General features: G+C 61.2%; 21 protein-coding genes and 2 pseudogenes. 10 read left to right on the top strand and 13 right to left on the bottom strand.

What is annotated here, in order from left to right; all coding sequences use genetic code 11:
• Nucleotides 1-765: 765 nt before the first annotated feature.
• The 3 genes from NKH30_RS31450 to NKH30_RS31440 all read left to right on the top strand — a co-directional run bounded on the left by NKH30_RS31450 (nt 766) and on the right by NKH30_RS31440 (nt 4454).
• On the top strand, nt 766-2079 hold the full coding sequence (locus NKH30_RS31450; protein WP_352997932.1) for an amylo-alpha-1,6-glucosidase: 1314 nt from the start codon (nt 766-768) through the stop codon (nt 2077-2079).
• Complete coding sequence (locus NKH30_RS31445; RefSeq protein WP_352997930.1) at nt 2052-2933, top strand: amylo-alpha-1,6-glucosidase; 882 nt, start codon at nt 2052-2054, stop codon at nt 2931-2933. Before NKH30_RS31450 ends, NKH30_RS31445 begins: the two co-directional genes overlap by 28 nt.
• Nucleotides 2934-3560: 627 nt before the next feature.
• A complete protein-coding gene (locus tag NKH30_RS31440; protein ID WP_352997928.1) occupies nt 3561-4454 on the top strand; it encodes a hypothetical protein in 894 nt (297 codons plus the stop codon).
• Nucleotides 4455-4777: 323 nt separating this feature from the next.
• On the opposite strand, the pseudogene NKH30_RS33310 reads toward NKH30_RS31440, so the two are convergent.
• Nucleotides 4778-5798 (bottom strand): annotated as a pseudogene (locus NKH30_RS33310) (IS110 family RNA-guided transposase).
• 657 nt (nt 5799-6455) lie between these two features.
• Here NKH30_RS33310 and NKH30_RS31425 point away from each other — a divergent pair.
• A complete protein-coding gene (locus tag NKH30_RS31425) occupies nt 6456-6761 on the top strand; it encodes a hypothetical protein (protein ID WP_352470477.1) in 306 nt (101 codons plus the stop codon).
• 728 nt (nt 6762-7489) lie between these two features.
• Here NKH30_RS31425 and NKH30_RS31420 read toward each other — a convergent pair.
• The gene (locus NKH30_RS31420) at nt 7490-7963 is read right to left on the bottom strand and encodes a hypothetical protein (RefSeq protein WP_352997938.1); all 474 of its coding nucleotides are present in this window, start codon (nt 7961-7963) and stop codon (nt 7490-7492) included.
• On the bottom strand, nt 7861-8082 hold the full coding sequence (locus NKH30_RS31415) for a type IV secretory system conjugative DNA transfer family protein (RefSeq protein ID WP_352997934.1): 222 nt from the start codon (nt 8080-8082) through the stop codon (nt 7861-7863). The genes NKH30_RS31420 and NKH30_RS31415 overlap by 103 nt, the downstream gene beginning before the upstream one ends.
• A 165-nt stretch (nt 8083-8247) precedes the next feature.
• Here NKH30_RS31415 and NKH30_RS31410 point away from each other — a divergent pair, with 165 nt between their 5' ends.
• Nucleotides 8248-8601, top strand: a complete 354-nt coding sequence (locus NKH30_RS31410; RefSeq protein WP_352470478.1) for an ArsR/SmtB family transcription factor — start codon at nt 8248-8250, stop codon at nt 8599-8601.
• Nucleotides 8598-9086: an SRPBCC family protein gene (locus NKH30_RS31405; protein ID WP_352470479.1), complete on the top strand. Its 489-nt coding sequence runs from the start codon at nt 8598-8600 to the stop codon at nt 9084-9086. The genes NKH30_RS31410 and NKH30_RS31405 overlap by 4 nt, the downstream gene beginning before the upstream one ends.
• Before the next feature lie 708 nt (nt 9087-9794).
• Here the strand turns inward: NKH30_RS31405 and NKH30_RS33305 are convergent.
• Nucleotides 9795-9890, bottom strand: a complete 96-nt coding sequence (locus NKH30_RS33305; protein WP_502911541.1) for a hypothetical protein — start codon at nt 9888-9890, stop codon at nt 9795-9797.
• 127 nt (nt 9891-10017) lie between these two features.
• On the opposite strand from NKH30_RS33305, the gene NKH30_RS31395 reads away from it, so the two are divergent.
• On the top strand, nt 10018-10494 hold the full coding sequence (locus tag NKH30_RS31395; RefSeq protein ID WP_352997924.1) for a KOW domain-containing RNA-binding protein: 477 nt from the start codon (nt 10018-10020) through the stop codon (nt 10492-10494).
• Nucleotides 10495-10851: 357 nt separating this feature from the next.
• Here NKH30_RS31395 and NKH30_RS31390 read toward each other — a convergent pair whose 3' ends face one another.
• On the bottom strand, nt 10852-11070 hold the full coding sequence (locus NKH30_RS31390) for a KTSC domain-containing protein (RefSeq protein ID WP_352470486.1): 219 nt from the start codon (nt 11068-11070) through the stop codon (nt 10852-10854).
• A 293-nt stretch (nt 11071-11363) separates the two neighbouring features.
• Between NKH30_RS31390 and NKH30_RS31385 the strand changes: the two genes are divergently transcribed.
• Nucleotides 11364-11873, top strand: a complete 510-nt coding sequence (locus tag NKH30_RS31385) for a ferritin-like domain-containing protein (protein ID WP_352997922.1) — start codon at nt 11364-11366, stop codon at nt 11871-11873.
• Nucleotides 11874-12097: 224 nt separating this feature from the next.
• On the opposite strand, the pseudogene NKH30_RS31380 reads toward NKH30_RS31385, so the two are convergent.
• The 7 genes and pseudogenes from NKH30_RS31380 to NKH30_RS31350 form a co-directional block, all read right to left on the bottom strand.
• A pseudogene (locus tag NKH30_RS31380) lies at nt 12098-12855 on the bottom strand (Gfo/Idh/MocA family protein); the annotation flags it as partial.
• Entirely contained in the window at nt 12848-13168 is a 321-nt protein-coding gene (locus NKH30_RS31375; protein WP_352470490.1) for a putative quinol monooxygenase, read from the bottom strand. The gene NKH30_RS31375 and the pseudogene NKH30_RS31380, both read right to left, overlap by 8 nt.
• A gap of 1 nt (nt 13169) precedes the next feature.
• Nucleotides 13170-14141 carry an ABC transporter permease gene (locus tag NKH30_RS31370; RefSeq protein ID WP_352470491.1) on the bottom strand — a complete coding sequence of 324 codons (972 nt, stop codon included), beginning with the start codon at nt 14139-14141 and terminating at the stop codon, nt 13170-13172.
• Nucleotides 14131-15717 (bottom strand): sugar ABC transporter ATP-binding protein, encoded by a 1587-nt coding sequence (locus NKH30_RS31365; RefSeq protein WP_352470493.1) that lies wholly within the window; start codon nt 15715-15717, stop codon nt 14131-14133. Before NKH30_RS31365 ends, NKH30_RS31370 begins: the two co-directional genes overlap by 11 nt.
• Nucleotides 15714-16883 (bottom strand): levoglucosan dehydrogenase, encoded by a 1170-nt coding sequence (locus NKH30_RS31360; protein WP_352997920.1) that lies wholly within the window; start codon nt 16881-16883, stop codon nt 15714-15716. The genes NKH30_RS31365 and NKH30_RS31360 overlap by 4 nt, the downstream gene beginning before the upstream one ends.
• A 62-nt stretch (nt 16884-16945) precedes the next feature.
• Complete coding sequence (locus NKH30_RS31355; RefSeq protein WP_352997918.1) at nt 16946-18067, bottom strand: substrate-binding domain-containing protein; 1122 nt, start codon at nt 18065-18067, stop codon at nt 16946-16948.
• Between the two features lie 41 nt (nt 18068-18108).
• Nucleotides 18109-18936: a sugar phosphate isomerase/epimerase family protein gene (locus NKH30_RS31350; protein WP_352470497.1), complete on the bottom strand. Its 828-nt coding sequence runs from the start codon at nt 18934-18936 to the stop codon at nt 18109-18111.
• A gap of 352 nt (nt 18937-19288) precedes the next feature.
• Here NKH30_RS31350 and NKH30_RS31345 point away from each other — a divergent pair, with 352 nt between their 5' ends.
• Nucleotides 19289-20647 carry an ROK family protein gene (locus NKH30_RS31345; RefSeq protein ID WP_352997916.1) on the top strand — a complete coding sequence of 453 codons (1359 nt, stop codon included), beginning with the start codon at nt 19289-19291 and terminating at the stop codon, nt 20645-20647.
• 49 nt (nt 20648-20696) lie between these two features.
• Nucleotides 20697-21710: a substrate-binding domain-containing protein gene (locus tag NKH30_RS31340; protein ID WP_352540051.1), complete on the top strand. Its 1014-nt coding sequence runs from the start codon at nt 20697-20699 to the stop codon at nt 21708-21710.
• A gap of 684 nt (nt 21711-22394) precedes the next feature.
• On the opposite strand, the gene NKH30_RS31335 is transcribed toward NKH30_RS31340, so the two are convergent.
• Nucleotides 22395-23190 (bottom strand): serine hydrolase (locus NKH30_RS31335; RefSeq protein WP_352997914.1); only part of this gene is annotated, 796 nt, incomplete at its 5' end.

Genomic DNA, 23190 nt, shown 5'->3' with positions numbered 1-23190 from the left:
ATAGACAGCCTCGATCGCGCACGAGTGCGGCAGACGTTCGAGAAGCGGTTCACGGTCGAGCGCATGTGCAGCGATTATCTGGCACTCTACCGAGCACTCACGAACACCGGGATAGCAACACTTGGGTCCGATCACCATGAGAGCATGCGCCGTCGAGCGCGCTCCGCGCCGTTACGGTTGCCTGCCCATGCACGGAATGGTCATCGCACGCCACCTGGTCCCTGAAGTGCCGCCGTATTCGAACACTCTGGTGCAGACGGTGCTGCCAATGTGGTGTCCATCGTTCTGGGCTGCGCGACTTCACGCCTTCGGGTCTAGCCTCGGTGGGAATATCGGACTCGCCTGGTTTTCAGAACCGCAGTGGTCGTTCGCAACGTGGAGCATGCAGCCAATGTAGGCCTCGCTCCGGGCGGCGCTTCCCCATATAACTGGGACGCACCTCTGCTCAGCCAACGGGCGCGCTTTAGGCTGGCCTTCGTTTATGGAGTGCAAAATGCGTTGCGCGGCCTGCCGTTCTCCTCGTTGACAGTCGCCCAGAATACACCAGTTTGATCTGAAGACACGTCGAAGGGTTGTCCGCCTCTGTTCGCGGCTAGGTGCTCGAGGCGGCAGATTGTTCGAACTCTCGATGGATGATTTTGTGACGGTCTGGGGCCAAGCGTTCAAGGCAGGCGTCAGTTCTCGTGGCCGAAGATCGCGATGCCGGCGCACAATGGCTGTTCAATCTGTTCCCGTGGATGCCGATCAAGGGTGACGATTGAACCAATGACGCTAGAGCTCACAGTCGGACCACCCCGCCTGGCAATTAACCAGGGACGCAGCTTCCTTGTCACCGAACCGGATGGCCAGATCGCCTGGCCGACGTACAACGGGTTGTATGCGTCTGACACACGCCTGATATCCAGCTGGCAGATCTTTGCCAATGGGCAACGATGGGACCTCCTCAATTCCGGAAACATCGCCTACTTCGCCGCCAAGATCTATCTGGTCAATCAGGCGTTCACTACTGAAACGAACCGTGTACCAGCAGGCAACCTGGGGCTGGTAATCGGCCGCGCCTTGGATGGGGGGCTGCATGAGGACTTTGAACTCGTAAACCACGGGCAAATGGCAGCGCGCTTCAATTTGGAAGTTGCCATGCGCAGCGACTTTGCCGATCTTTTCGAAGTCAAGGCCGACGCAATCATCCGCCGCGGACGTATCACCACGGAATGGTTGTCCAGAGCGGCGAGCCTTCGTACCTCCTACGTCAATCGGGACTTCAAGCGAGACGTCATTGTCAAGGTCCGCCGGACGGCCACAAGGCCCGTCTATGCCAATGGCCGGATCAGCTTCGACATCGAGCTCGAACCGGGCGCGACATGGCATGCTTGTCTTCTTTACAACTTTGGCAACGGCGAGACAATCTATCGGGCACCGCGAGCCTGCATTGACAAATGCCTCGAGTCGAAGGCTGCAAAACGCCTCGCGGGATGGCAAGGCAGCGCATTGAAGTTCCACTGTTCCAATGACGAATTTCACAGCTTCTATAATCAGGCGGTCGAAGACATGGCGGCGCTGCGGCTGCCGATCGAAGGCACGGACGAGCTCGAATACGTCCCGGCCGCCGGACTACCATGGTTCATAAGCCTGTTCGGTCGCGACAGCCTGATAGTCTCGCTTCAGAATGCTTTGGTCTACCCAGATTTTTCGCGCGGTGCCTTGGACGTTTTTGGGCGATTTCAGGCCACCGAACGCGACGACTACCGCGATGCGGAACCGGGAAAGATAATGCATGAGCTTCGCAGCGGCGAACTCGCTCATTTCAATTTGATCCCCCATACGCCCTATTACGGCACGGCCGATGCCACCCCTCTGTATCTTATCGTGCTCCACAATACCTGGCGTTGCGCCGGTGACGCCAGCCTGCTCGAGCGACACATGGCAACGGCCGAGAAGTGCCTGGATTGGATTGACCGGTATGGTGACCGTGACGGCGACGGTTTCCAGGAATACGAAACCCGCTCGGTTGCGGGGTACGAGAACCAGAGCTGGAAAGACTCGGTGACGCCTTGGTTTATCCCGACGGCACCCTGGTGAAGGGACCCAAGGCGCTTTGCGAATTGCAAGGCTATGTCTATGATGCTTGGCCGCGCATGGCTGAAATCTTCGATGCCACAGGCGATGGCGCTCGTGCCGGGCAGCTTCGCCTCAAAGCCAAAAACCTGTTCGATCGATTCAACCAGGTCTTCTGGGACGAGGCGTCCGGCTTCTACGCATTCGCGTTGGATGGCGACAAGAAGCCGGTGCTGAGCGTCGCTTCCAACCCCGGTCACTGTCTTTGGTCGGGAATAGTCCCACCCGAACGAGCCGCCAGGGTGGTGCATAGGCTGATGAGGCAGGATATGTGGAGCGGTTGGGGGATCCGGACACTTTCGGCCGATCACCCGGCCTACAATCCACATTCCTATCAACGCGGCTCTGTATGGCCGCATGACAACGGGCTGATCGCGCTCGGCTTCCGGCGCTATGGCTTTTTCGCGGATGCCTGCCGCCTCTCTCGCGACGTGAGCAGCGCCGCAATCTACTTCATGCAACATCGAATGCCAGAGCTGTTCGCCGGATTGTCGCGAACGCCCACGACTTTCCCCGTGCAGTATAAGGGAGCGAACGTTCCGCAGGCATGGGCAGCCGGATCCTGCTTTTCGCTTCTGCAGGCGATCATCGGCTTCCAGCCCGATGCTCCTAATGGCAAACTGTACATCGATCCCAGGCTGCCCGACTGGATCGAGGAACTCACCTTGAACGACATGCGCCTGGGCAACAACCGCCTCGAACTCCATTTCTGGCGCGTCGGCGCCGCGACCCGTTGGCAAGTACGCGGCGGCGATCCTTCACTGGTGGAAGCGCGAAGTTGTGCCACCGGGGCAAACTTGCGCTCGGCCTGCGTATGAGGTGAGCCCCGGCGGGTTCGCTCCCTGTCGCCTCGGCGGAGCAGATGCCTTCTTGCCCGTGAAGCGCCGTAACCAGCATCGTTGCGGGCATCATAGGGACTTCTCGTTCGGCATCTTAAATTCCTGGAGGCAACAATTCGTCTGCGGTCATTGGGCAGTTGCCGACAGCCTTTACGTCAAGATTGCGACGGTGGTCATTCGTCACCTCAAGCCCCGCCTCGGAAGTGCTTAGCTGTCGTCCTTGTAAGACTTGGCGGCTTCATCGATCTTACGCCAATCGTTTCCGTGGCGCCGCACAAGCTCTCGCGCCTGGGCTGGCGATATACTTTGCGTTTCGACGATGTGGTTCACTTCCGTCTCCTCGCCTTTCAGGGGACGCGAGCGAGGGCCCGTTGGCAGTCCGGCCGTTGGGTTTTTTGCATGTCTTCTGGGCATGGATGGACCTCTCCTGGAGCAATATAAACGGTCCGGCGCAGCGAAGGTTTCGCCACGTTAGCGTGTTGAGCAGTTTCACCGATCGCCTCATCGGCTTCCCCTTGCAGGTCTGACTATACGTTCTGATGTTCTTGGACCCAAATGAGCTGCACCGCGTTGTTTGCGCGCATGCTGTGCTTCGCAATCTGACTGATGGAAAAATCCGACGCCCCTGCTGAACCGCAGACAACTCCTGGCGCCGAAGCGCGCTTTCCGTACGATCGTGCGGCGGTTGAGCGGTTTCGACAGAGATTCCCGCGCGCCAGGTGGAGTGACGAGCGCAGAACCTGGTTCGTGCCAGGAAAGACTGCAGCGCGGCGCATCCAGCGCTGGCTTGCGCAAGAGGCGGATCTACGAGCAGCACATGATGACAGCAAGGGACGGGATGCCTTCGCCTTCGATCCTCTGTCGAGCCGGTATCTGGAAGTCGCGGACGACCTTCGCATCCGCACGCCTTATTCGCGGACGGTTCTCGAGGAACTGCGAGCCGTTCCATGGGCGAGCTGGGACGACGAACTGCGGGCCTGGAGGGTGCCTTTCCGCTCATACGAGGAGTTGAAGCGCCATTGGCCAAGCATCGAAAGGGCCGCAGGCCGCGCAGAACCGGAGGAGAGGAAACGGCGACGAGAAGCCTCCAAAGACTCCGAGGAAGATAAGGCCGCCAGATTGCGGTATGCCGAACGCAGGCGACGTCGCTATCCACTGCCCCCAGACGATTTACCCCTGCTTGGCCGTGCCGTGGCAACGGAGCAATACGGTATCGTGGTCTTCACCGAGATTTCGGGTGAACTCGTGGACGCCTCGCAGATAGCAGCGTTCTATCCGCATTTGATCGAGGCGAACGTCGACCACGTCTGGGGCCGATGGCGTCCGGCGACGTTGGCTGAATTGATTAGAACATGGCCCGCTCGGCGTGCTGCCGGATTAGCGGAACGGCAGCGAGGCTGGTGGCAACCAACGCTGCCCGAACTCAGGATAGCTCGCCAAAGAGCTCGAAGCCTGGTGCGAAGAAGGGCACAAGGCTTATGGCATTGTTCTAGCCTTTGAAGCTGGGGCCGTTTTCCACCGTCTGTCCGGTTGCCTTAGTGTTGAGGTGTCACCCCGACCGGAGCCTTCGATGTGCAACGATTTGTCTGATTGCGATTGTCACCGCAACCTTCCTCTGCCAACTGCACGTCAAGTCCCGCGAGGCTCTCTCTTGTCTACGAGCTCGATGCTTGATCGCCTCAAGATGGTGGTCCGATAATCGAAGGCTGCTATCTACGAAAGCGTGCACTGGAGCACAATCGTTGCAGCGCAGTCACTTCGACCAGGTCCTTGCGGGACATCACTCTGCCTCAGGCAGATTCTGGAATTCGATTCACGCCAAATCAGTTGGCAGTCGCGGCTTTGCTCTCCCAATGATATTCGGTTCCGTCCGCCCAGACGCGATGCATGACGATGGCGAGCTTCCGAGCGACGGCCACCACTGTCCGCCGAAAGCCGCGTCTCTTCGCGACTGCGAGACCCCACGCCCTGATGCCCGAGTTCTTGGTCGAGCGCGTCAGTAACGCGAGACTGGCTTGGTAGGGGGTAGACCGCATCGCGACGTCACCACATTTGGAGATGCCGCTGTTTCGGTCGACCTCACCGGAAGCGTATTTCTTCGGCGTCAGGCCAAGGTGTGCACCGACGTCTCGAGAACGTTCAAAACGGGCTCATCATCAATGGTCGTGAGATAGGTCACGGCGGTGATCGCTCCGACGCCAGGGATGGTCATCAGCCGACGGCACGTTTCGTCCTTCCGAACCATGTCCAGCATCATCTTGTGCAACACCGCGCATTGCTGTCGAAGAGCCGCTCGGGCGATCAGCATCGGTTTCACCATGGCCGCCAGGCGAGGCGTGTTCTCGATCAGCTCTAGAACGCGCCCTTCGAAAGGGCCGGAGGTTATGCGACCGGCGAACTTGATGCCGAAAACACGGAGTGTCCCGCGGATGTCGTTCTCGATGTCGATCTGTTTCGTCTGAAGCGTAAGGCGGTTGCAGAGAAGCATCCGGATTTCCTGGCTCTCCTCACTTTTGACATCGACGATGGAGAACCAGCCATGCGCATGCAGCCGGCGACTCCGGTCGTTCATGATCGGCATCGTCTTGGTCAAGCCCGCAGCCGCCGCGGATCGATGGAGATTGCGGCCAGTCCGCGTTTCATCAGGCCGTTGTACAGCCAAGCTGCGGTTGCGCCGGCTTCAAGCCCAACCTTTGCCAGGTTCAGATCGAGCCGCTCGAGCCAGTCGGCGATCTCGTTTGGACTCCGAGGCTGCTACTCCTTCCCGGAAAATGATACCATCCTCGTCGACCACACAGATTGCGGTTTCAGCCAACGACACATCAGACCGACATAGTGCTTCATGCCCTGCTCCCTTCTCGATCATCATATTGCGCGAAGCAGACCAAGACCTGGGAGCGACCCCAATCACCCCATCTGCGAACAACATATGGCTGAACATTGCTCGATGATGACGTCGCTGGCCTTGAAGTTCCCATGCATGAAACCGAACCTGACGTGCGCGTAGGCGCACGACACCAGCATCGATGATCCGGCTCCAATAACCCGCGTGGCAGTAAAGCCATCGACCGGCTTCTATGACGTTTGGAACGCACCGGCCGGACCTAGACTAACGGTGGGCGGGTGGTCAACTTCCCTTCCGAGGGAGCTTGGGAACAGCACACGATTCCTGCTTCCGGCGTGGCGTTCCTCGAATTTACTAGAACGATGTACCTGAACGCGAAAGATTCATTTCCGCTCCACGCTCAGCGTTTATGGCCATCGCCGGACTGCGATGAAGTCCGCCGCTCCGCTACCGCGTGGCGGGCGCGCCAAGGTCGTCCTGAACGTCAAACCGTTTGTGCAGAATTTTGACGCACAAGGCCGATCCGAGGCCAACTGGGAGTGCACACCAGCTTGGAATTGTGCGGAACCGTACGAAGTCGATTGCAAGCAACCAACCTGGTTGGCCGGGCATTAATTTAGCAAAGCGTGAATTAGGAAGGCATCGGGAGGAAGACCATGCTGCACGTTAACATGCCTCGCGAATTTGAGGTCGGCGATGAGGTGGCGCTGGCAGGTATCGTCATCGCGATTCTCCCCAGTGGGCGCGCCAGGGTGAGCATTCCTTCGTATGACCATCCTTATACGATTGATCCCCCACCGAAAGTCCGGGCCGGCGACAGAGTGGTTCTTGTTGGGGACGTCACCCGCGTCGATCGCGGGGTGAACAAACTCACTGTGCGGATTGACTGCGGCGGGGTGATCACTGTCGACAAGTCGGCGATTACTCGGCTGAGAAAGCACAACCGGACTTCAGCGGGTTGACGCTCCGGATACAGCGGCCGGTGTCGGCGCAGGGAAGATGCGAGCGCCTTTGAGCAGCCCAAGGGTGCGGCCGGATGGAGCGGACGAACCGATAGATGGGAGCTCGACGGCTAGGGCACGCGTCCAGCGCAGCGCCTCCCTGGCGTCTTCCGGGTTACTGGTGAAGCAAGTCAGATTCGGGCCAACGCAAGCGCGCTTCACCTGCTGTCCGCTCTCGGCAACAGGCGGCTCGCCCGTCCAAGACGCGTAGCATGTGCCTTCGCGTGAAGGCACCCGGGCATCGCGACCGATCGTAACCTTTCTCTGCAACGAGCGCCTGTTAGCCGATCAGCAATTTCAATCGCGATAGGCTCCGGTTGGTACGCATTGTGGAGATCACATGTTCGTCCCGGCCCGCGATGCCGGCAAAGGTCTGCTTCGGAGCGTCGCGCGGGAACTGCGCGACATATTGCAGTGGAGTAAGCGTCCCCTTGGTTAACAACCCGGTCAGTGACGGCCATGCCGGTCGGTGACGGCCACAACCGCATCGACAACGCCCGCAACGGCAATCAAGTCGTCGCTGAAAGCCCGCAAGGTGTCTGTCACGACATAGCGTGCCGGCGAAGCTCCGCCCTGGCGACGGGGATTCGTTGTAGGCCGACCGGACGGCAACGCCGGCCAGATGAGCGAGAACTCGGTGTTGGTCTCGATCAGGGTCGACGTTCGTCGACGACCGTCGGCATTGCCGACTACGAGTCGAGGTCGTAGGGCTCGTGGCCCAGCTCGTTGTGATGAAGCGCCTCTGCCATACACCTGATATCGAACGCCTGGCCGCACGCCGGGCAGACGACATAATACTCCTCCTCCCGAAGTGGCGAAGCGTCGTGGTCTTGGGGAATGACGATGTCATCGTCGGGCATTGGGTCCTCCGGCAACCCGCCCGCTATGCTGGAACGCTTGTCGGCGGGATTTGTTTCAAAGTTATTGCGCCTGTCGAGGTCGAACTCATCGTCGCAGCGTGGCGTTCGTTCCGGCGCGATGTCTTCGTGTTCGGGAAGCTCGGGCTGGCGGCGAATGCCGCCATTGGCCGGATCCTCGTCCTGCTGATCCCTGGCAAGCCTCAGCTTCCGAGATTTGCCTTCCGGCTCAGCAAGAAGTGTCGTGTCGGTCCAGTCGTCAGGGCGAGCGTTCTGCGTTGTCCCTCCGGTCCTTGGTGGCGGCAAGACGCGCTCGGCAAGACGCGCTCGGCAAGACGCGGGTCGGCAAAGTAGCGTGCCTTCTTCGCACGGATTGGGAACTGGCCCGAGATCATGATGATCGCCTCGGTCGGCGGCAGCTGCATCATCTCGCCCGGCATCATCAGTGCACGCGCCGTGGGCGGTACCGGCCTATCGGGTTCTTGTCGTCGCCCGCAGGCCCGCGGAAAATCCTGAGGTAACCGTGCGGTGGTCGAGGCGGGCGTGCTTTACATTTAGTCACCGAGTAGCGCGACATGGAACACCCCAGCTTGACAGCGCAGGCCCATCGATTTAAGTTCGCGTTAGTGGCCACTAACGCGAAACTTTGGACAGCGCTCGGAGACTCGACGAGGCGCACGATATTCGAATTGTTGGTCGAACAGCCTTGTTCGGTCAGCGGACTTGCTCGTGTGCTGCCTGTGACCAGGCCGGCGGTCTCCCAGCACCTGAAAGTACTTAAGGATGCCGGGCTCGTGGCCGACACGCGCTCTGGCAAGGAACGAATATACCGTATCGACCAAAACGGCCTGGCAAGTCTGCGCGCGGAAATCGATCAGTTCTGGAGCAAGACCCTGGGGAGCTACAAACTGGCCGTCGAGCACCCAAAGAAGGACCAGCCATGAGCAAGCTTCCTGCAACCGCGCCCGTAAGGCATTTCGTCGTTGTCGAGGCACCTATCGCGCGTGCCTTCAAGGTCTTCACCGAGGATTTCGGGAAATTCAAACCTCGCGAGCACAATCTTCTTGCCGTGCCGATCGCAGAGACCATCTTCGAACCCAGGGTCGGGGGCCACGTTTACGATCGCGGCGTGGACGGCAGCGAGTGCCGCTGGGCTCGTGTGTTGGCTTACGATCCCCCCGGCCGGCTCGTTCTGAGCTGGGACATCAGTCCTCGGTGGCAGATTGAGAGCGACCTGAACAAGACCAGCGAATGGGAAGTCAGGTTCACGGCTGAGACGGAGAACCGAACCCGGGTTGAGATCGAGCACCGGAACCTCGAGCGCCATGGCGAAGGCTGGGAGGGCGTGCGCGTGGGGGTTGATAGCGATCAAGGCTGGCCGCTGTACCTGCGGCGGTTCCAGGGCCTTTTCCCCGGTGCGGCGGCCTGACCGTCCGCGCCCTTGCGAGCATCACTCGCAAGCACCGTCTGGTCCACTGCGATTCCAGGCAGTGGAGACAACATGGAAGTCTTATTGGTTAAGTCTTCTCGGCGTGCTCGCGCTCTATTTGCTATCTGTCGTATTGGCAGTCTACTCAGGTTCGTCAAACGGGGTTTGCAAGAGCGCTGGCAGGACCGGTAGTCCCGGCAGACGACGACAACCGGCTCTATAGGATCGACCGCGTTCACATGAACTCGGTCGAGGCGCTGGCACAGGCAACCCGAAATGAGAACGGCCAAGGGCCTTTTGGCATCGTGCTGCGGCAGCGGTTGGACAGAACGCTTTCCTGCCGCGTGCGCTCGATAGACGAAGAGTGAAACGTAGGGACCGCAAAGGCTCGTCTTCCGTGATCACGGAATTACCTGAATCTCCAAGCCCACTATTATTTCCCGTGGCGGACCCCAACCCGCTGGGCCGGCGTCTACTTGGCATTTACCCCAACTGCCCCCAATGACGCCGGCCACTTGCCGTGGTCGCAGTGACGCCGGCGTTAAAGCCATCGCGCATGGGACTAACATCTCGCAATTGCTATCGGTGTTTGCGCGTGGACCAGGCCATCTCCGCCGGCCGACATGCCTCTCCAACGTAAACGCGTCTGGCAAAATTCCCTTTTCGAGCTGCTTAGATTGGAGCGGCTATCGGAAAGCCTGAACGAGCTCAAGGCGAGTAAACGCCGACAGCTGTGTTGCCGCGGCCTCTGCGGAGATAATCCAGAAAAATACGCCCACAACGAGCCGACGGCGCAGCCGGCAAAAGATAGCGGTCGGGATCTTTCTGAGGAGAATTGGAGGCGGGCAACCGAGAGTCGGCCAGAGCCAAATTGCGGTGCCGTATGTTAGAAACACCTTGAACATCGCCCAGTCCGCTCCAGACTCAATTCATGGCTCGCGGAATAGGCGTTGCTGACCAGGTGGCCATTACAGCCACGGTTCTGAGGCGGGTAACAGAGGACCGCGTAAGCGTCTCGATCCCACGTTACGACTTTCCACATTCCATCATCGATCACACCAAGGTGAACCGAGGCCAGCAAATCGAGCTAAGAGGCGAGGTCACGCGCATCGACGAGGACACCGTGACGATCGACCTCGGGCCATTGGTCACGGTCGACCGTGAGAAGGTCCGGTTGATGAGAACTATCGGCCGCCAAAACGACGAAAGGCATTTGCCGATGCCCCGGATTAGAACCGACAACATCGCGACAGGCTATGAGGGCAGGCCGCATGACGGGCCGGTAGAGGACGAGTCGAAGCACTTTGTGCGCTGCCCAGTCTGCGGCCAAACGTTCGACGCGCGCGATCTTGGACAGGTGTTCCACCACGCTGAGCCGCAGCACAAGGCGCTTCCGGTCGAGCAATAGTCCAGCAGTTGAGCTCCGGCGGCAGATCGACCTTGAACCCTTCAGCGCGCCAGCGACGTTGGATTCGGAGAAGATGGGTGACCTCAATACCACTCTAACTTCGTGCGATGGAATTTTCCCTTTGAGACAGGATGTACTGCGTGCGCCGAACCTTACCCGCGCCCCGGTGTTCCATCTGGGGCGCAAAAAAACCGGCCGCACACTGCCAGGGCGGCGGGACCGATCAAGCGCCTTTGCACCAGGCAGATGGGCTTTGCGAGTGCGCGCGGACCGAAAGCGAACCTAGAGCAACAGCGGCAACGCATCCGTCAACCGCCGGTTGGAGCGACAGGACGATTGAGCCACCGGCAGGTCAGGTCATCCCGGGTCGCTATCGCTCGCAACCAGATGGTAGCGGAAATTGTTGCGGATATGGTCGTTGAAATAGCGGCCCTTGGCGAACGCCGCCCGGAACGCGGCAAAGGTTTCCGGCGGCACTTCCTCAAACTCGTAGCGTTTGCCGCTGGCCACGAACCAGACCGAGAGGATTCTTCTGTGAGGATCGTATTCCGTTTTGCGTATCGATGTGGAGGGCATGACGGCGGCTCGAGTCGAAAAGCAATCAACGAGCGGAGAGGCCGTCGCGTTCCTTGTGACTATGGTGGTGCGGTGAGGCACGAGGCTCAATGCGGAGCGCCAGCGGTCGCGATCGGGCCGTTTTCCTTGCGCCGATCTTTCGCGGTCTTGGCCTTCCCCACGCATCGCTGCGGGATTTTCGCAAGGTGAATTGAGACCCGCCACGACACTGATCCTCTGGGACTATCAGGGCTGTTTTCCGGAACAATGTCTTCTTCTGAAAGTTTTTCCTTACATCGCAAAGGAGATTCGAAATGTCAGAAACGCGCGAATGGTTTGTCCAATGGCTTAGAGATGCTCATGCCATGGAGGAGCAGGCTGAAACGATGTTGAACGGGCAGTTGAGCCGTATTGAGAATTATCCCGAACTGAGCGACCGAATCCGACAGCACCTCGACGAAACCAAACAGCAGGCTGCTCGGCTGAAGTCTTGTCTCGATCGGATGGACGAGGGTTCATCTATGATGAAGGATGCTGGCGGTAAACTGACGGCGATGGCGCAATCGCTGAGCGGTGTCTTCGCCGGAGACGAGGTGATGAAAGGATCGCTCGCGAGCTACACGTTCGAGCACATGGAAATCGCCTCCTACACGATCCTGATTGCCGCTGCTCGATCGCTCGGCGAAACCGAGGTTCTTCGGGCTTGCGAAGAGAATCTGCGAGAGGAAGTCGCGATGGCGGATTGGCTGAAATCCCGTCTTCCCTCCACGACCGAGCAGTTCCTTGCGCGGGCCGAAGCGGACAGCGACAGCGCCAAGCGGTGAGCGGGTGGGAACGTAGGGATCGTGAAGTGGATAATGGGGATTCGTCGGCTAGCGCGTCTCCTTCGTAAACGCTGGGCAAACGAACCCGGCGATTTGGCCGTGAACCCATAAACGACGGGGTGGAGTATCTCAGTTTGTTTTCGGCCCTCGACACCTACACAGCCGAGCGGCCGACCATGTCCGTCGCAGCGGGCGTGGAGCTTGGTGGTGAAGCCGCTTGGCCGGGCCACCTGGCTTGCCCAGATCATTCCCTTGGCCGGATGCGACCCGCCGACCGGCTTGAAGCGCAGCAGCACATTGATGTTGTCGTCGAGCAGCCGCCCCGGTACGAAGGCATCGAGATCGGCCGACAACGAATCGAGCTCCAGCCCGGAGACGAAACGGGCGAGGTTGTAGGCGTGCGTCCCGATATCGCCCAGCGCACCGCCGGCACCGGCCTGCTTGGGGTCAGAGCGCCACGCAGCCTGCTTCTGGCCGGTGGCGGCCAGGTCTTCGGTCAGCCAGTCCTGCGGATATTCCGACTGCACGATGCGGATATCGCCGAGCTGTCCCTTGGCCAACTATCTCGCGTGTAGTTATGAACACCTTGCCGGCCTTTTCGACCAGCGCCGCCAGCCTCTTTGCCTCGGCCAGCGTCGTCGCCAGTGGCTTGTCGCAGATGACGTGGATGCCGGCCCCGAGAAAAGCCTTGGCAGCCGGCACGTGCACATTGTTCGGCGTGACGATGGCCACCACCTCAATGCCGTCCTGCCGCTTGGCCTCCGCCTTTGGCCATGTTGGCACAGGAGCCGTAGCTGCGTGTCGGATCCAGCCCAAGCTCGGCCGCCGAGGCCTTGGCGCGCTTCGGATTCGATGACAGAGCGCCGGCGACCAGCACGAACTCGTTGTCCATACGCGCCGGGACACCGTGCACCGCGCCGACAAAGGCGCCTTGTCCGCCGCCGATCATGCCATAGCGGATCGGGGCAAAGCGATCAGTCATGGGTTTGCTTTGCAATATGACTCAGCATGACGAAGCGACGGACATCGACCGGCCGTGCGACGAGATCATCGAGGCGCCCGAACAGCGGCTTCAGATGCGGCATCGCCAGATGCCGGTTGAGGTCGTCCTTCGAGCGCCAGTTCTCGTAGAACATGAACACGCATGGGTCGACCGGGTCGACATGGAGGTCGTAGTTGATGCACCCGTCCTCGACCCGCGTCGGCTCGACGAAACTCGACAGGATTTTTTGCAGTTCCTCGCGGGTTTCGGGTTTGGCGACGACGGTGCCGATGACCGTGTAAGGGACCATCATCTCATTTTCTTCCTTGGCTAAGGGCGACGGCAAGAATGATGATAGCGCCGCGTGCGATCAGTTGTTGGCTGAACTCCAGCCCCATGAGGATCAGGCCATTGTTGATGAGACCGATCATCAGCGCGCCGACAATCGTGCCGATCACCGTGCCGGAACCGCCGAACAGGCTGGTGCCGCCAAGGACCGCCCCGGCGATGACCGACAACTCGTCGCCTTGGCCGAGCTGGAAGCGTCCGGATTGCAGCCGCCCTGCATAGAGCATGCCGGCCAGCGCCGCCGCCATGGCCGAGATGATGAGGACGCGGAATTTGATCGACTTGGTGTCGATGCCGGAATAGCGCGCCGCGATCTCGCCGCCACCGGTGGCCAGCACGCGCCGGCCGAAGCTCGTTCGCCTCAGCACGACATGGCCGACAGCGCCCAGCACGAGCATCCAGATCAGCAGCACCGGCACCGGTCCGACATTGCCGCCGCCAAAAATCCAGGAATAGCTCTTCGAGATGATCGGTACCGCAGCCGTATCGCTGATCCACATGGCTGTGCCCGTGGCGATGCCCATCGTGGCCAGCGTGGTGAGGAACGACGGTATGCCGATCCGCGTTGTCAAAAGGCCGTTGAAGGTTCCGACGAGGGCGCCGGTGGCGAGCCCCGCCAACACACCGGTGAGCGGTCCTCCAGCGTCAATCGCCATCGCTGTCGTCACGGAGGCCAGCCCGGCCACGGCGCCAACGGAAAGGTCGATCTCGCCGGCCGAAAGCACGTAGGTCATGGCCGTCGCCATAACCGCGATCATCGCCGTCTGGCGCACGATGTTGAGCAGATTGTTGGGATTGAGAAAGCCCTTGTCGAACAGCGTGGTCGCGAAAATGATGAAGATGATCACGAAGCCGATATAGATGATGTTCTGCCGCCAATTGGTGAGGCCGAGCCTCGCCGTGAGCGAGGGTGCGGATGCGCTGGCACTAGTGGACATGTGTCCCTCCCTGGCTTTTGGTCAGAGCGTTCTGGATGACGATCTGCAGCTTGCGCTCGGCGGCCTGCAACTGCGCGACCGGATCGTCTTTTGGCGCCGACGGATCGTCGAGATCGGCACGGCTGATATCGTCCATGACACGCCCATCCGAGATAACGAGGATGCGGTCGCAGGCGGACAGCATCTCGGACAGCTCGGAGGAGATCATGACGATTGCCTTGCCGGCCTTGGCGAGCTCGCGAACCAGCATGATTATTTCCGACTTCGAGCCGATATCGATGCCGGAAGTCGGCTCGTCGAGGACAAGGATTTCCGGCTCGGTCGAAAGCCATTTGCCAATGACGACCTTCTGCTGGTTACCGCCCGAAAGCGTACGCACCGCGCTGTCGCGCGACGCGGTCTTGACCCGCAGTTTTGCGACCTGATCGTCGGTCACGTCGCGCACCTTTTTGTTCGACACGAACGTGTTGCTGCTCAGCCGGTCGAGCACGGCGAGCGTCATGTTGGAGGCGACCGAATGGTCGGCGATGACGCCTTGGCGCAGCCGATCCTCCGGCACCAGCGCCACGCCGGCCTCGATAGCATCACTTGGCCTCGTGATCACCACCGGCTTGCCGGCGATGCGGATCTCGCCTTCGATGATCGGGTCGATGCCGGCGATGACGCGCGCGATCGCCGAACGACCGGAGCCGAGCAGGCCGGCAAGGCCGACAACCTCGCCACTGTGGACGACGAAGCTGGCATTCCTGGGCTTCAGCGCTCCCGAAACATTCTCGAGCTCAAGCAGTGGCTTGCCGATACTCGATTCACCGCGCACCACATCCGACAGGCCACGCGAGCGTTTGCCGACGATGTGCTCGATCATCGCTTCGATCGGTAATTCCGACAGCGGTGCCGTGATGACGTGGCGGCCATCGCGCAGGATGGTGGCGCGGTCGGCGATGCGGGCGATCTCGTCCATACGATGCGAGACATAGATGATGGCGACACCTTCCGATCTCAGCTTGCGCAGGAAGGCAAACAGCCGCTCGACATCGGATACCGCGAGCGCCGTCGACGGCTCGTCGAGCACCAGCACCTTGGCGTTCTGCGAGATCGCCTTGACGATCTCGGTCAGTTGCCGCTGGCCGGCGCCCAGATTGCCGACCATCGCCTTTGGATCGACCTCAACCTTGAGCATGTCGAACAGGTCCCCGGCGCGCTTCTCGGCGGTGCGGTCATCGATCAGGCCGAATGGGCCCTTGGCTTCGCGGGTAAGAAACACGTTCTGTGCCACCGTCAGCGTCGGTATCAGGCTCATTTCCTGAAAAATCATCGCGATACCCGCCCGGCGCGAGGCCTCGGGCGAGATCTCTGTCAATGGCTTGCCGTCAACCAGAATGGTGCCGGTGTCCGGCACATGCACGCCGTTCAGCACTTTCAGAATAGTCGACTTGCCGGCACCATTTCCGCCCAGCAGCGCGTGGATTTCGCCCTTCTCTACCTGCAGGTCGACGTCGACCAGCGCCTTGACGCCGCCGAAAGATTTGGTGACGCCCTTCATTTCCACCGCATGAACAGGCGCCGCACTATTCATGACCGCACTGTGGTCCACAGCCCGGATTCACCGGATTCGATCAGCGCGTCGGCGACGCGCTCGGTCTTATAGCCATCCTCGAAATTGGGTGAAGGCTGCTTGCCCGAGGCGATGGCCGAGAAGAAATCGAAACACTCGACGATCTTGGTTTCGGAATAGCCAATGCCGAGCGCCGGGATTGGCCACAGGCCTGCCCCATAAGGGTGCGCCGGACCGGAATAGACAGTCCTGAAGCCGCGCGCATCGGCAGGATCATCGGCAAACATCACCTGCAATTCGTCGCGCCGTTCGTAGTTGAAAGCAATCGAGCCCTTGGTGCCGTGGATCTCGAAGGTGATGAAATTGTTGCGGCCATAGGCGTTTCGGGTGGCCTCGAGCGAGCCGATCGCGCCGTCGGCGAATTTCAGCAGTGTCACCACCTCGTCGTCGACATCGACCTCGGCCCACGCGGCGCCGGTGTTCTTCTCGGCTGCCCCCAGCCTGTCGAGATTGCCGCGCTGGATCGGCCGCGTCTTGTTGTAGGTGCGCACCAGCGCGCTGACCTCGGCGATCTCGCCAACCAGGTAGCGGGCAAGATCGACGACGTGGGTGCCGATATCGCCGATAGAGCCCGAGCCGGCGATCTTCTTCTGGAAGCGCCAAGACAGAGGCGAATCCGGATCGGCTGACCAGTCCTGCAGATATGTGCCGCGGAAGTTCAGGATCTTGCCGATCCGCCCCTCCTCTATGTACTGGCGGGCGAGCGCCACGGCCGGTGTGCGACGGTAGTTGAAGGCGACCATGTGGATGACGCCGGCCTTCTTCACCGCGCCGAGCATGGTCTTTGCCTCGTCGCCGCCGCGCGCCAGCGGCTTTTCGCAGATAATATGCTTGCCGGCTTCCGCCGCCGCGATCGCGATCGCCGCATGGCTGTCGTTCGGCGTGACGATGTCGACGACGTCGATATCGGGCCGCTTCACCACCGCCCGCCAGTCTGAAGACGATTCCTCGAAACCGTAGCGGCGACGCCCTTCGTCGGCCAGCGCGTCGGTGACGTCAACCACCACCTTGCGCACGGGAATGGCGGGCGCCGGCCAGAAGAACATCGGCATCGCCGCATAGGCAAGCGCATGGGCCTTGCCCATGAAGCCGCCGCCGATCATCGCCACGTTGAGCGTCCGGGTCATGATAGTCTCCTGTGGAACTGAAGTGGAGCGGCCGGCAGGGAGTGCGCCGGCCGTAGGGTGCGCTACATGCTGCCCTTGATCTTGTCGGTCGCCTCGGCGTGGTAGACGGCCTTCCAGCCCTCGAGCAGCGTGTCCTTGGTGACCGGGAGCGCCGGCAGGGCGACGAAGGCCGGAGCCTCCTTACCGAGCAGGCCGTAGCCGGCGAGCAGGGCTTCAGTGACGCCCTGGTCGAACGGACGCTGCGCGCCCAGGCCCTTGACGAAGCCGCCGTTCGCCATGTTGATGGCGACGTTCTCACCAAGGTCGCAAGTGGTGATGACGAGGTCGTCGCGACCGGCGGTGCGCGCCGCCGAGATGACGCCTTCGGCCGGCACGTCCCACACCGCCCAGATGCCGTTGATGGTCGGGTGAGAGGTGAGGATCGCCGAGGCCGCCTTGTCGGCGTCGCCGGTGAAGTCCGGCCCGCCAATGCCTTGTTCGGCGACGATCTTGATGTCGGGATAGTTGTCGGCGATCGTCTTCTTGAAGCCGTCATAGCGCTGCTTGGTGACGAAGAAGTCGGCGGCGTGGAAGACGAGGCCAATGTCGCCCTTGCCGCCCAGCGCCTTGGCCATCAGATGCGCCGCCGCGACACCATTGCCGTAATTGTCGGCGGATACGATGGAGACGTAGTCCTTGCCGGCGACAAAGCCGGTCGGCACATTGTCCATGAACACCAGTTTCACGCCCTTGTCGGCGACAGCCTTGTAGGCGGAGGCGGTTGCCGACGGATCGGTCGGGATTGAAACGATAATCTTGGGGTTCTGCGCCATCACCGTTTCGAGGTCGGCGACCTGCTTTTCCGGTTTGAAGCCGGAATCGGTGGTGGCGATCACCTCGATGCCCATCTTGCCGAACTGGTCCTTGAGCCCGGCGATCTGCGCGCGCGACCAGTCATTGCCCCCATAGTGCATGACGATCGCCGCCGTCGCCTTCATGTCCTTGATCTTTGCCAGTTCTTCGTCCGTCAGTTTGACGGATGCCGCCGACGCCGGGGTTTCGCCGTTCGGGCCCTTGGAGAGCACCGTCTTCTGCAATTCAGCCAGCGCCGAATCCGGGTCGGCGAAGGCGGGGGCTGCGGTGTAGAGGCCAGTGGCCAGCAGTGCGCCTGTGAAAGCTCCGGCTATTGTCTTGAAACGTGTCATTTAGGTCTCCTCCCTGTGACAGGCGCGCTATGCCCGTCGGTTCAACTCGGCCCTATGGCCTTCTTCAGATAGCTCATGCTCAGTTCCGCCCCTTGCCTGGGGTCGGGCCAGGCGTCGAGTTCGGTAGCGATCCAGCCGGAATATCCGGTGTCCTTGAGCGCTTTGACGATGGGCGCCATGTCGAGATCTCCACGATCGAGCGGCGTGAAGGCAAAGGGCTCGCGCTGCCAGCCCTTGAGATGCACGTAGCTGATGCGGTTCCTGAATTCGCGGATCTGCGCGGCCGGATCGCCGCCTGCGGCAGCCAGATGCGCCGTGTCGGGGCAGAAATCGATTGCGGTGTGCCCAAAGACCTCGCGGACCTCGTCGGGACCTTCGACGATGGTCGACAGATGCGGATGGTAGTGCGCACGCAGGCCCGCTTTGGCCGCGATGTCGATGACCATGTCGAGTGCAGCGCCGAGGCGCTTGAAATCGTCGGGCTGGCGGCCGTTGGCGCGCTTGGCGCCGCCGCCGACGACCAGATGTTCAGCGCCGAGTTCGGCCGCTGCACCCGCCGCACGTTCGATGCGCGCCAATTCCTCGCCAAGGATATCTTCAAAGACGAAGTTGGCGCCGGAATAAGCGGCAACAAGCGCGACACCGGACTGCTTCAGTGCACTGCGCAGCACACCATAGCGGCCTTCGTAGTCCAGAAGATTGCCATCGAAGAGTTCGGTGCCAATATATCCAGCCGCGCCGATCTCGCCGATCGCCTGCTCCATGTCGCCAAAGGTGCGATAGGTTAGCTGGGTGATCGAGGTGACACCGACGGCATTGCCACCGAGCGCGCCCCAGCAATTGGCATGATAGGCCAGCTTCACCTGCATGTCGTCTCCTCCAAGAATAGCCGATTGGCAACCACGCTGCGTGTGGATCCCGGCATTATCGGCTTGAAGAGATGCCGTGACTGCCCGTGCGGCAATCCCTGTCCTTGGCGTCGGGGCGTAGGCTCTCCTCCGAACCTCGGCCGAACTTATGCGCGGCTTACACGATACGTCAACATTTAAAATGCAAAAGTTGGCAATCTTTTGCTGATAAACGACAAAAGTTGCCACTTGATCCGTAAATGAGGTCACGTTACCCATGCCAAATGGCCTGACGACAACCATTAAAGCGATCCCTTTCTCGCGCGATGGAAGACGTGATGCGCCGGATCAGGGAACGAGACGCGGCAAGGATATGGACGAGCGCAGCACCGCAGACGGAGAGACCGCCCAGCCGCGTCGTACCGCTGGCCGGCCTCGCGCCAGCGAATCCGCGCATGGCAGTCTGGCCTCGCTGCTCAACCTCGTGCGGAACGGAGTGGCGACGACCCGCCAGGAGCTGGAGAACCAGTCCGAGCTTGGACGCGCCGTCGTCACCGATCGCCTAGCAACTCTGCTTCGTATCGGGTTGATCGAGGAAGGCGAACTCGGGCCGGCGATCGGCGGACGGGCGCCGCGCCATGTTCGCTTCCGGCCGCGCATGGGCATGATCCTTGCCGCCGTACTCGATCATTCCTCGCTGGCGGTCGGCATTTCCGATCTTTCCGGCCGTCTGCTGGCGGAGCATCACGAGGCCGTGGAGCTGGCGGCGGGACCCGCGCCGGTGGTCCAACGGCTGGCGACGCTGTTTGCCTGGATGCTGGAGGAACACGGTAGCGAGGGCGGCATCTGGGGTATTGGGCTGGCCGTGCCTGGTCCGGTCGAGAAGCCTGACGGTCAGCGCCTCTTTGCCCCGGCGCTGAGCGCCTTCCAGAACTGGGATGGATTTCCTTTTGTCGAGCAGTTGGCCACGCTTGTTGGCGCACCGGTCTGGGTGCGAAGCGGCGTCCAGACGATGACAATGGGCGAGCTGAAATCGGGCAGCGGCATCGGTCTGACCGATATGATCTTCGTCAAGCTCGGACGGTCGATCAGTGCCGGTGTTGTTTCGGAAGGCGCGCTGCACCGCGGTGCCCAAGGCGCTGCCGGCATGATCGGCTACACTTTCATCGACGGTGGAAACCTCGAGGCTGTCGCCGGTAGCGAGGCGCTGGGCCGCGAGGCCCGCCAAGCAGCCGAAAGCGGCCGCAGTCCCTACCTGACCGAGGTACTGGCGCGTGCTGGCGAGGTCACCGTCACCGATGCCGGCCATGGCGCCCAGTTAGGCGACGCTTTTTGCATCGACCTGCTCGGGCGCAGCGGCCGGGCGGTTGGCGAGGTGCTGGCGCCGATGGCCAATCTGCTCAACCCCGCGCTGATAGTGCTCGGTGGCAGCGTCGCCCAGACTGGGGATATCCTGCTGGCGGCCGTGCGCGAGGCGGTCTATCGCCAGTCGCATCCGGTGGTCACGCGCGACCTGCGCATCGTGCGCTCGCAGATGGGCGGTTCGGCCGGACTGGTCGGCGCCGCGCAGGTCGTGGCCGAAGCGCTGTTCGATACGAGATTCCTGCAGGGATGGATTACGCTGGGCTCGCCACGTGAGCATCCCGAATTCAAGGATTTTCTCTCACGGGCAGCACTCGACACCAGCGCCAGGCCGGCCAAACCCCGGCCACCGGGTGGGACGCTTGCATAATATCCGCAGAATCGATCGAGCGCTGCGAGCGCCTCAGGAGGATTGAGCAATGGCAATCACCGGCCTGGGGCCGCATGGCGAACGAGCGGTTCCGGCCGACCAGGTCGGCCTGTCGGATGCGGATGCCGATGCTGCCCGCGGCCGGCACTTTTCGGTCGCCGTCGTTCTCCACACCACGATGAGCGACTGGGCCAAGGAGGAACTGGCCGGGATCGTCACCACGCTTGGCCGCTATGGCGCGGCGGTGGTCGAGGTCATCGACTGCGCCTTCGATATCGACAGGCAGATTTCCGAATTGAAGCGGCTTGCCGGCGAAGCCGTGGATGCGGTGGTTTCCATTCCGATCGGCAGCAGCCGGGCGGCCGATGACCATCGTGCCATATCGGCGGCGGGAAAGAAGCTTCTGCTACTCGACAATGCTCCCACCGGCATGCTGCCCGGCAAGGACTATGTCAGCGTCATCTCGGCCGACAATTTCGGCCTGGGCCAGATCGGCGCGGAATTGCTGGCGCCGCACGTAACCCAAGGCGGCAAGGTCGGCGTGCTGGCCTATGGCGTTGATTTTTTCGCGACCCACGAGCGCGAGATCGCCTTCCGCAAATGGATGGCAGCCCACCGGCCTGACCTTTCGCTGGTGCGCGGCAAGTTTGCCGATGTCTCTCACGCGAAGGCTGCAACCGCAGGTCTGCTGCAAGCCAATCCCGATCTTGCCGGCCTGTTCGCTGTCTGGGACGTGCCGGCGACCGGCGCCGTCGCCGCGATCCATGATGCCGGAATGGCGATCCCGATCACCACCGTCGACCTCGGCAACGATGTCGCGGCCGACCTTGCCAGTGGCGGCTTGATCAAGGGCATTGCAGCGCAACTGCCTTACGACCAGGGTGTTGCCGCCGGAATTGCCACTATTCTCGGGCTTCTCGGGCGCCAGCCGCCGCCCTGGATCGCGCTTCCCGGCCTCAGCGTAACCGCGAACAATGTCGTAGAGGCATATCAGGTCGTTTGGCGCACGCCGGCCCCCGCCGCCCTGCTGCGGGCGCGCAAGCCGCGAAAAAGCATACCTTAGCGCAAGACTGCAGAACGCAGTTTACCTGCGATGCGATCTCTGCCCGTTGCGCCTAGCGGGGCCATGAGCCCCAGCTCAAAGTTCTGCTTTTAGGAAGTCAGTTGACCCAGTAAGATCAGCAGTATTCTCAAGCCCTCGGCTTACTGCTAACGCGCCTCAATGTACGAAACTTCCCGATACAACAAACCTGATCGCCACCAAAATATATAAAGCCATATTTCCGCGTCCTCTTCGCGCTGTCGGACGCCAAAATGTCTGTCGAGATGCAACGCCGCACCGCCTCGCAAGTTGATTTGAAAGGATTTTTTCTAGAATTCCATAGCGATTTGTATCACAGTTGTACCTCAGTCCGTATCGCACGACGCGGACCTGGCCACTTTGTAAGTCGCCCTTCTTACGAGGAGCCGAAACGACATTCAGCGTTGTCGTGCTTGCGCCAAGAGCTGTTCTCGCCGAGCCAACCCCCAAGTGTCGCGTTTGTGGGCCGGGAGCCGTCGGTCTGCTTCGGATCAGCGGCTGGCCAAAGCCGACGTAGCTTGTCGGAAGCTCGCGAGCAAATGCCGGCTTCCTGATTTCCACGCCCGGAAGCGAACCGTCACAAATCCGCCATCTCAGGCATCACCTTGCAGACGGCCGGTTCGCCTTTTCGACGGCATAGGGTGTATGGAGCACCCGACGCCTTCCCTACCTCTGAAAATGCCCCAACCCGTTCTCATTGAGATAGTCCACCGTCATCACCCGCGCGCGAATGCCGCCGGGGGAACCAACGAACTTCACCGATGACAGCGAGCCGGTCGGCGCGTTCTCTCCGCGGGGCGTGAGAGCGTAGGTGTCGCCGTCCCAGTGCTCGAGCGTGAACTGCATGGGCTTGGGGCCGAGTTCGAGCATCAGCTTGTCGCCATCCGCCCGCACGGTGGCGGTGTCGAAATAGCTGCTCGTATATTGGCCCTCGTAGAAGGATGGACTGCGCGCCTTGGCGGGGTTCGTCGGCTTGACCTTGCCGGCGAGGTCGCCCACCGGCTTGTAGTAGCCCATGAACCGCGGCTTGATGTAGGGATACCAGTCGCGGGTGACCTGGCCATATTGCACGATATCCATGAAGCTGGCGGCGACCGCCTCGGCGGCGCCGACGGGGGAGCCGTTGGTGAGCACGACGATGCCCACATCGGCCGAGGGCAAGATCTGGAAGGTGGTGCCGGCGCCGAGCAGGAAGGCGCCGGAATGGCCCATGGTGGTGCGCCCATTGGCGTTCACCGCCACATTGAAGCCATAGCCATAGGAGCTGGCCCGCGTATCGGGCGTCTCGCCGCGGTAGGTCACGCTCTGCGGTGTGATGGCGGGCTGCAGGATCTTCGGGTCGATCATGGGCTGGCCGCCATAGGTGCCGTCGCCAAGCAGCAGGATCATCCACTTGGCAAGATCCTGGGCGCTGGAGGAGACGCCGCCCGCCGGCGCCTGCTGGTCGGGGTCGCGGTCATAG

This window comes from Mesorhizobium sp. M1273 (assembly GCF_040318195.1).
GTDB lineage: Bacteria > Pseudomonadota > Alphaproteobacteria > Rhizobiales > Rhizobiaceae > Mesorhizobium.
Note: the sequence above shows the minus strand (reverse complement) of the source record. Positions and strands in the feature narration are given on the sequence as shown.

Excerpts from the sequence above, each read along its gene's own strand:
- NKH30_RS31450 (WP_352997932.1), top strand. The coding sequence starts at position 766 with ATGACGCTAGAGCTCACAGTCGGACCACCCCGCCTGGCAATTAACCAG.
- NKH30_RS31440 (WP_352997928.1), top strand. The coding sequence starts at position 3,561 with ATGGAAAAATCCGACGCCCCTGCTGAACCGCAGACAACTCCTGGCGCC.
- NKH30_RS31425 (WP_352470477.1), top strand. The coding sequence starts at position 6,456 with ATGCTGCACGTTAACATGCCTCGCGAATTTGAGGTCGGCGATGAGGTG.
- NKH30_RS31415 (WP_352997934.1), bottom strand. The coding sequence starts at position 8,082 with ATGCAGCTGCCGCCGACCGAGGCGATCATCATGATCTCGGGCCAGTTC.
- NKH30_RS31405 (WP_352470479.1), top strand. The coding sequence starts at position 8,598 with ATGAGCAAGCTTCCTGCAACCGCGCCCGTAAGGCATTTCGTCGTTGTC.
- NKH30_RS31395 (WP_352997924.1), top strand. The coding sequence starts at position 10,018 with ATGGCTCGCGGAATAGGCGTTGCTGACCAGGTGGCCATTACAGCCACG.
- NKH30_RS31390 (WP_352470486.1), bottom strand. The coding sequence starts at position 11,070 with ATGCCCTCCACATCGATACGCAAAACGGAATACGATCCTCACAGAAGA.
- NKH30_RS31385 (WP_352997922.1), top strand. The coding sequence starts at position 11,364 with ATGTCAGAAACGCGCGAATGGTTTGTCCAATGGCTTAGAGATGCTCAT.
- NKH30_RS31375 (WP_352470490.1), bottom strand. The coding sequence starts at position 13,168 with ATGATGGTCCCTTACACGGTCATCGGCACCGTCGTCGCCAAACCCGAA.
- NKH30_RS31370 (WP_352470491.1), bottom strand. The coding sequence starts at position 14,141 with ATGTCCACTAGTGCCAGCGCATCCGCACCCTCGCTCACGGCGAGGCTC.
- NKH30_RS31365 (WP_352470493.1), bottom strand. The coding sequence starts at position 15,717 with ATGAATAGTGCGGCGCCTGTTCATGCGGTGGAAATGAAGGGCGTCACC.
- NKH30_RS31360 (WP_352997920.1), bottom strand. The coding sequence starts at position 16,883 with ATGACCCGGACGCTCAACGTGGCGATGATCGGCGGCGGCTTCATGGGC.
- NKH30_RS31355 (WP_352997918.1), bottom strand. The coding sequence starts at position 18,067 with ATGACACGTTTCAAGACAATAGCCGGAGCTTTCACAGGCGCACTGCTG.
- NKH30_RS31350 (WP_352470497.1), bottom strand. The coding sequence starts at position 18,936 with ATGCAGGTGAAGCTGGCCTATCATGCCAATTGCTGGGGCGCGCTCGGT.
- NKH30_RS31345 (WP_352997916.1), top strand. The coding sequence starts at position 19,289 with ATGGACGAGCGCAGCACCGCAGACGGAGAGACCGCCCAGCCGCGTCGT.
- NKH30_RS31340 (WP_352540051.1), top strand. The coding sequence starts at position 20,697 with ATGGCAATCACCGGCCTGGGGCCGCATGGCGAACGAGCGGTTCCGGCC.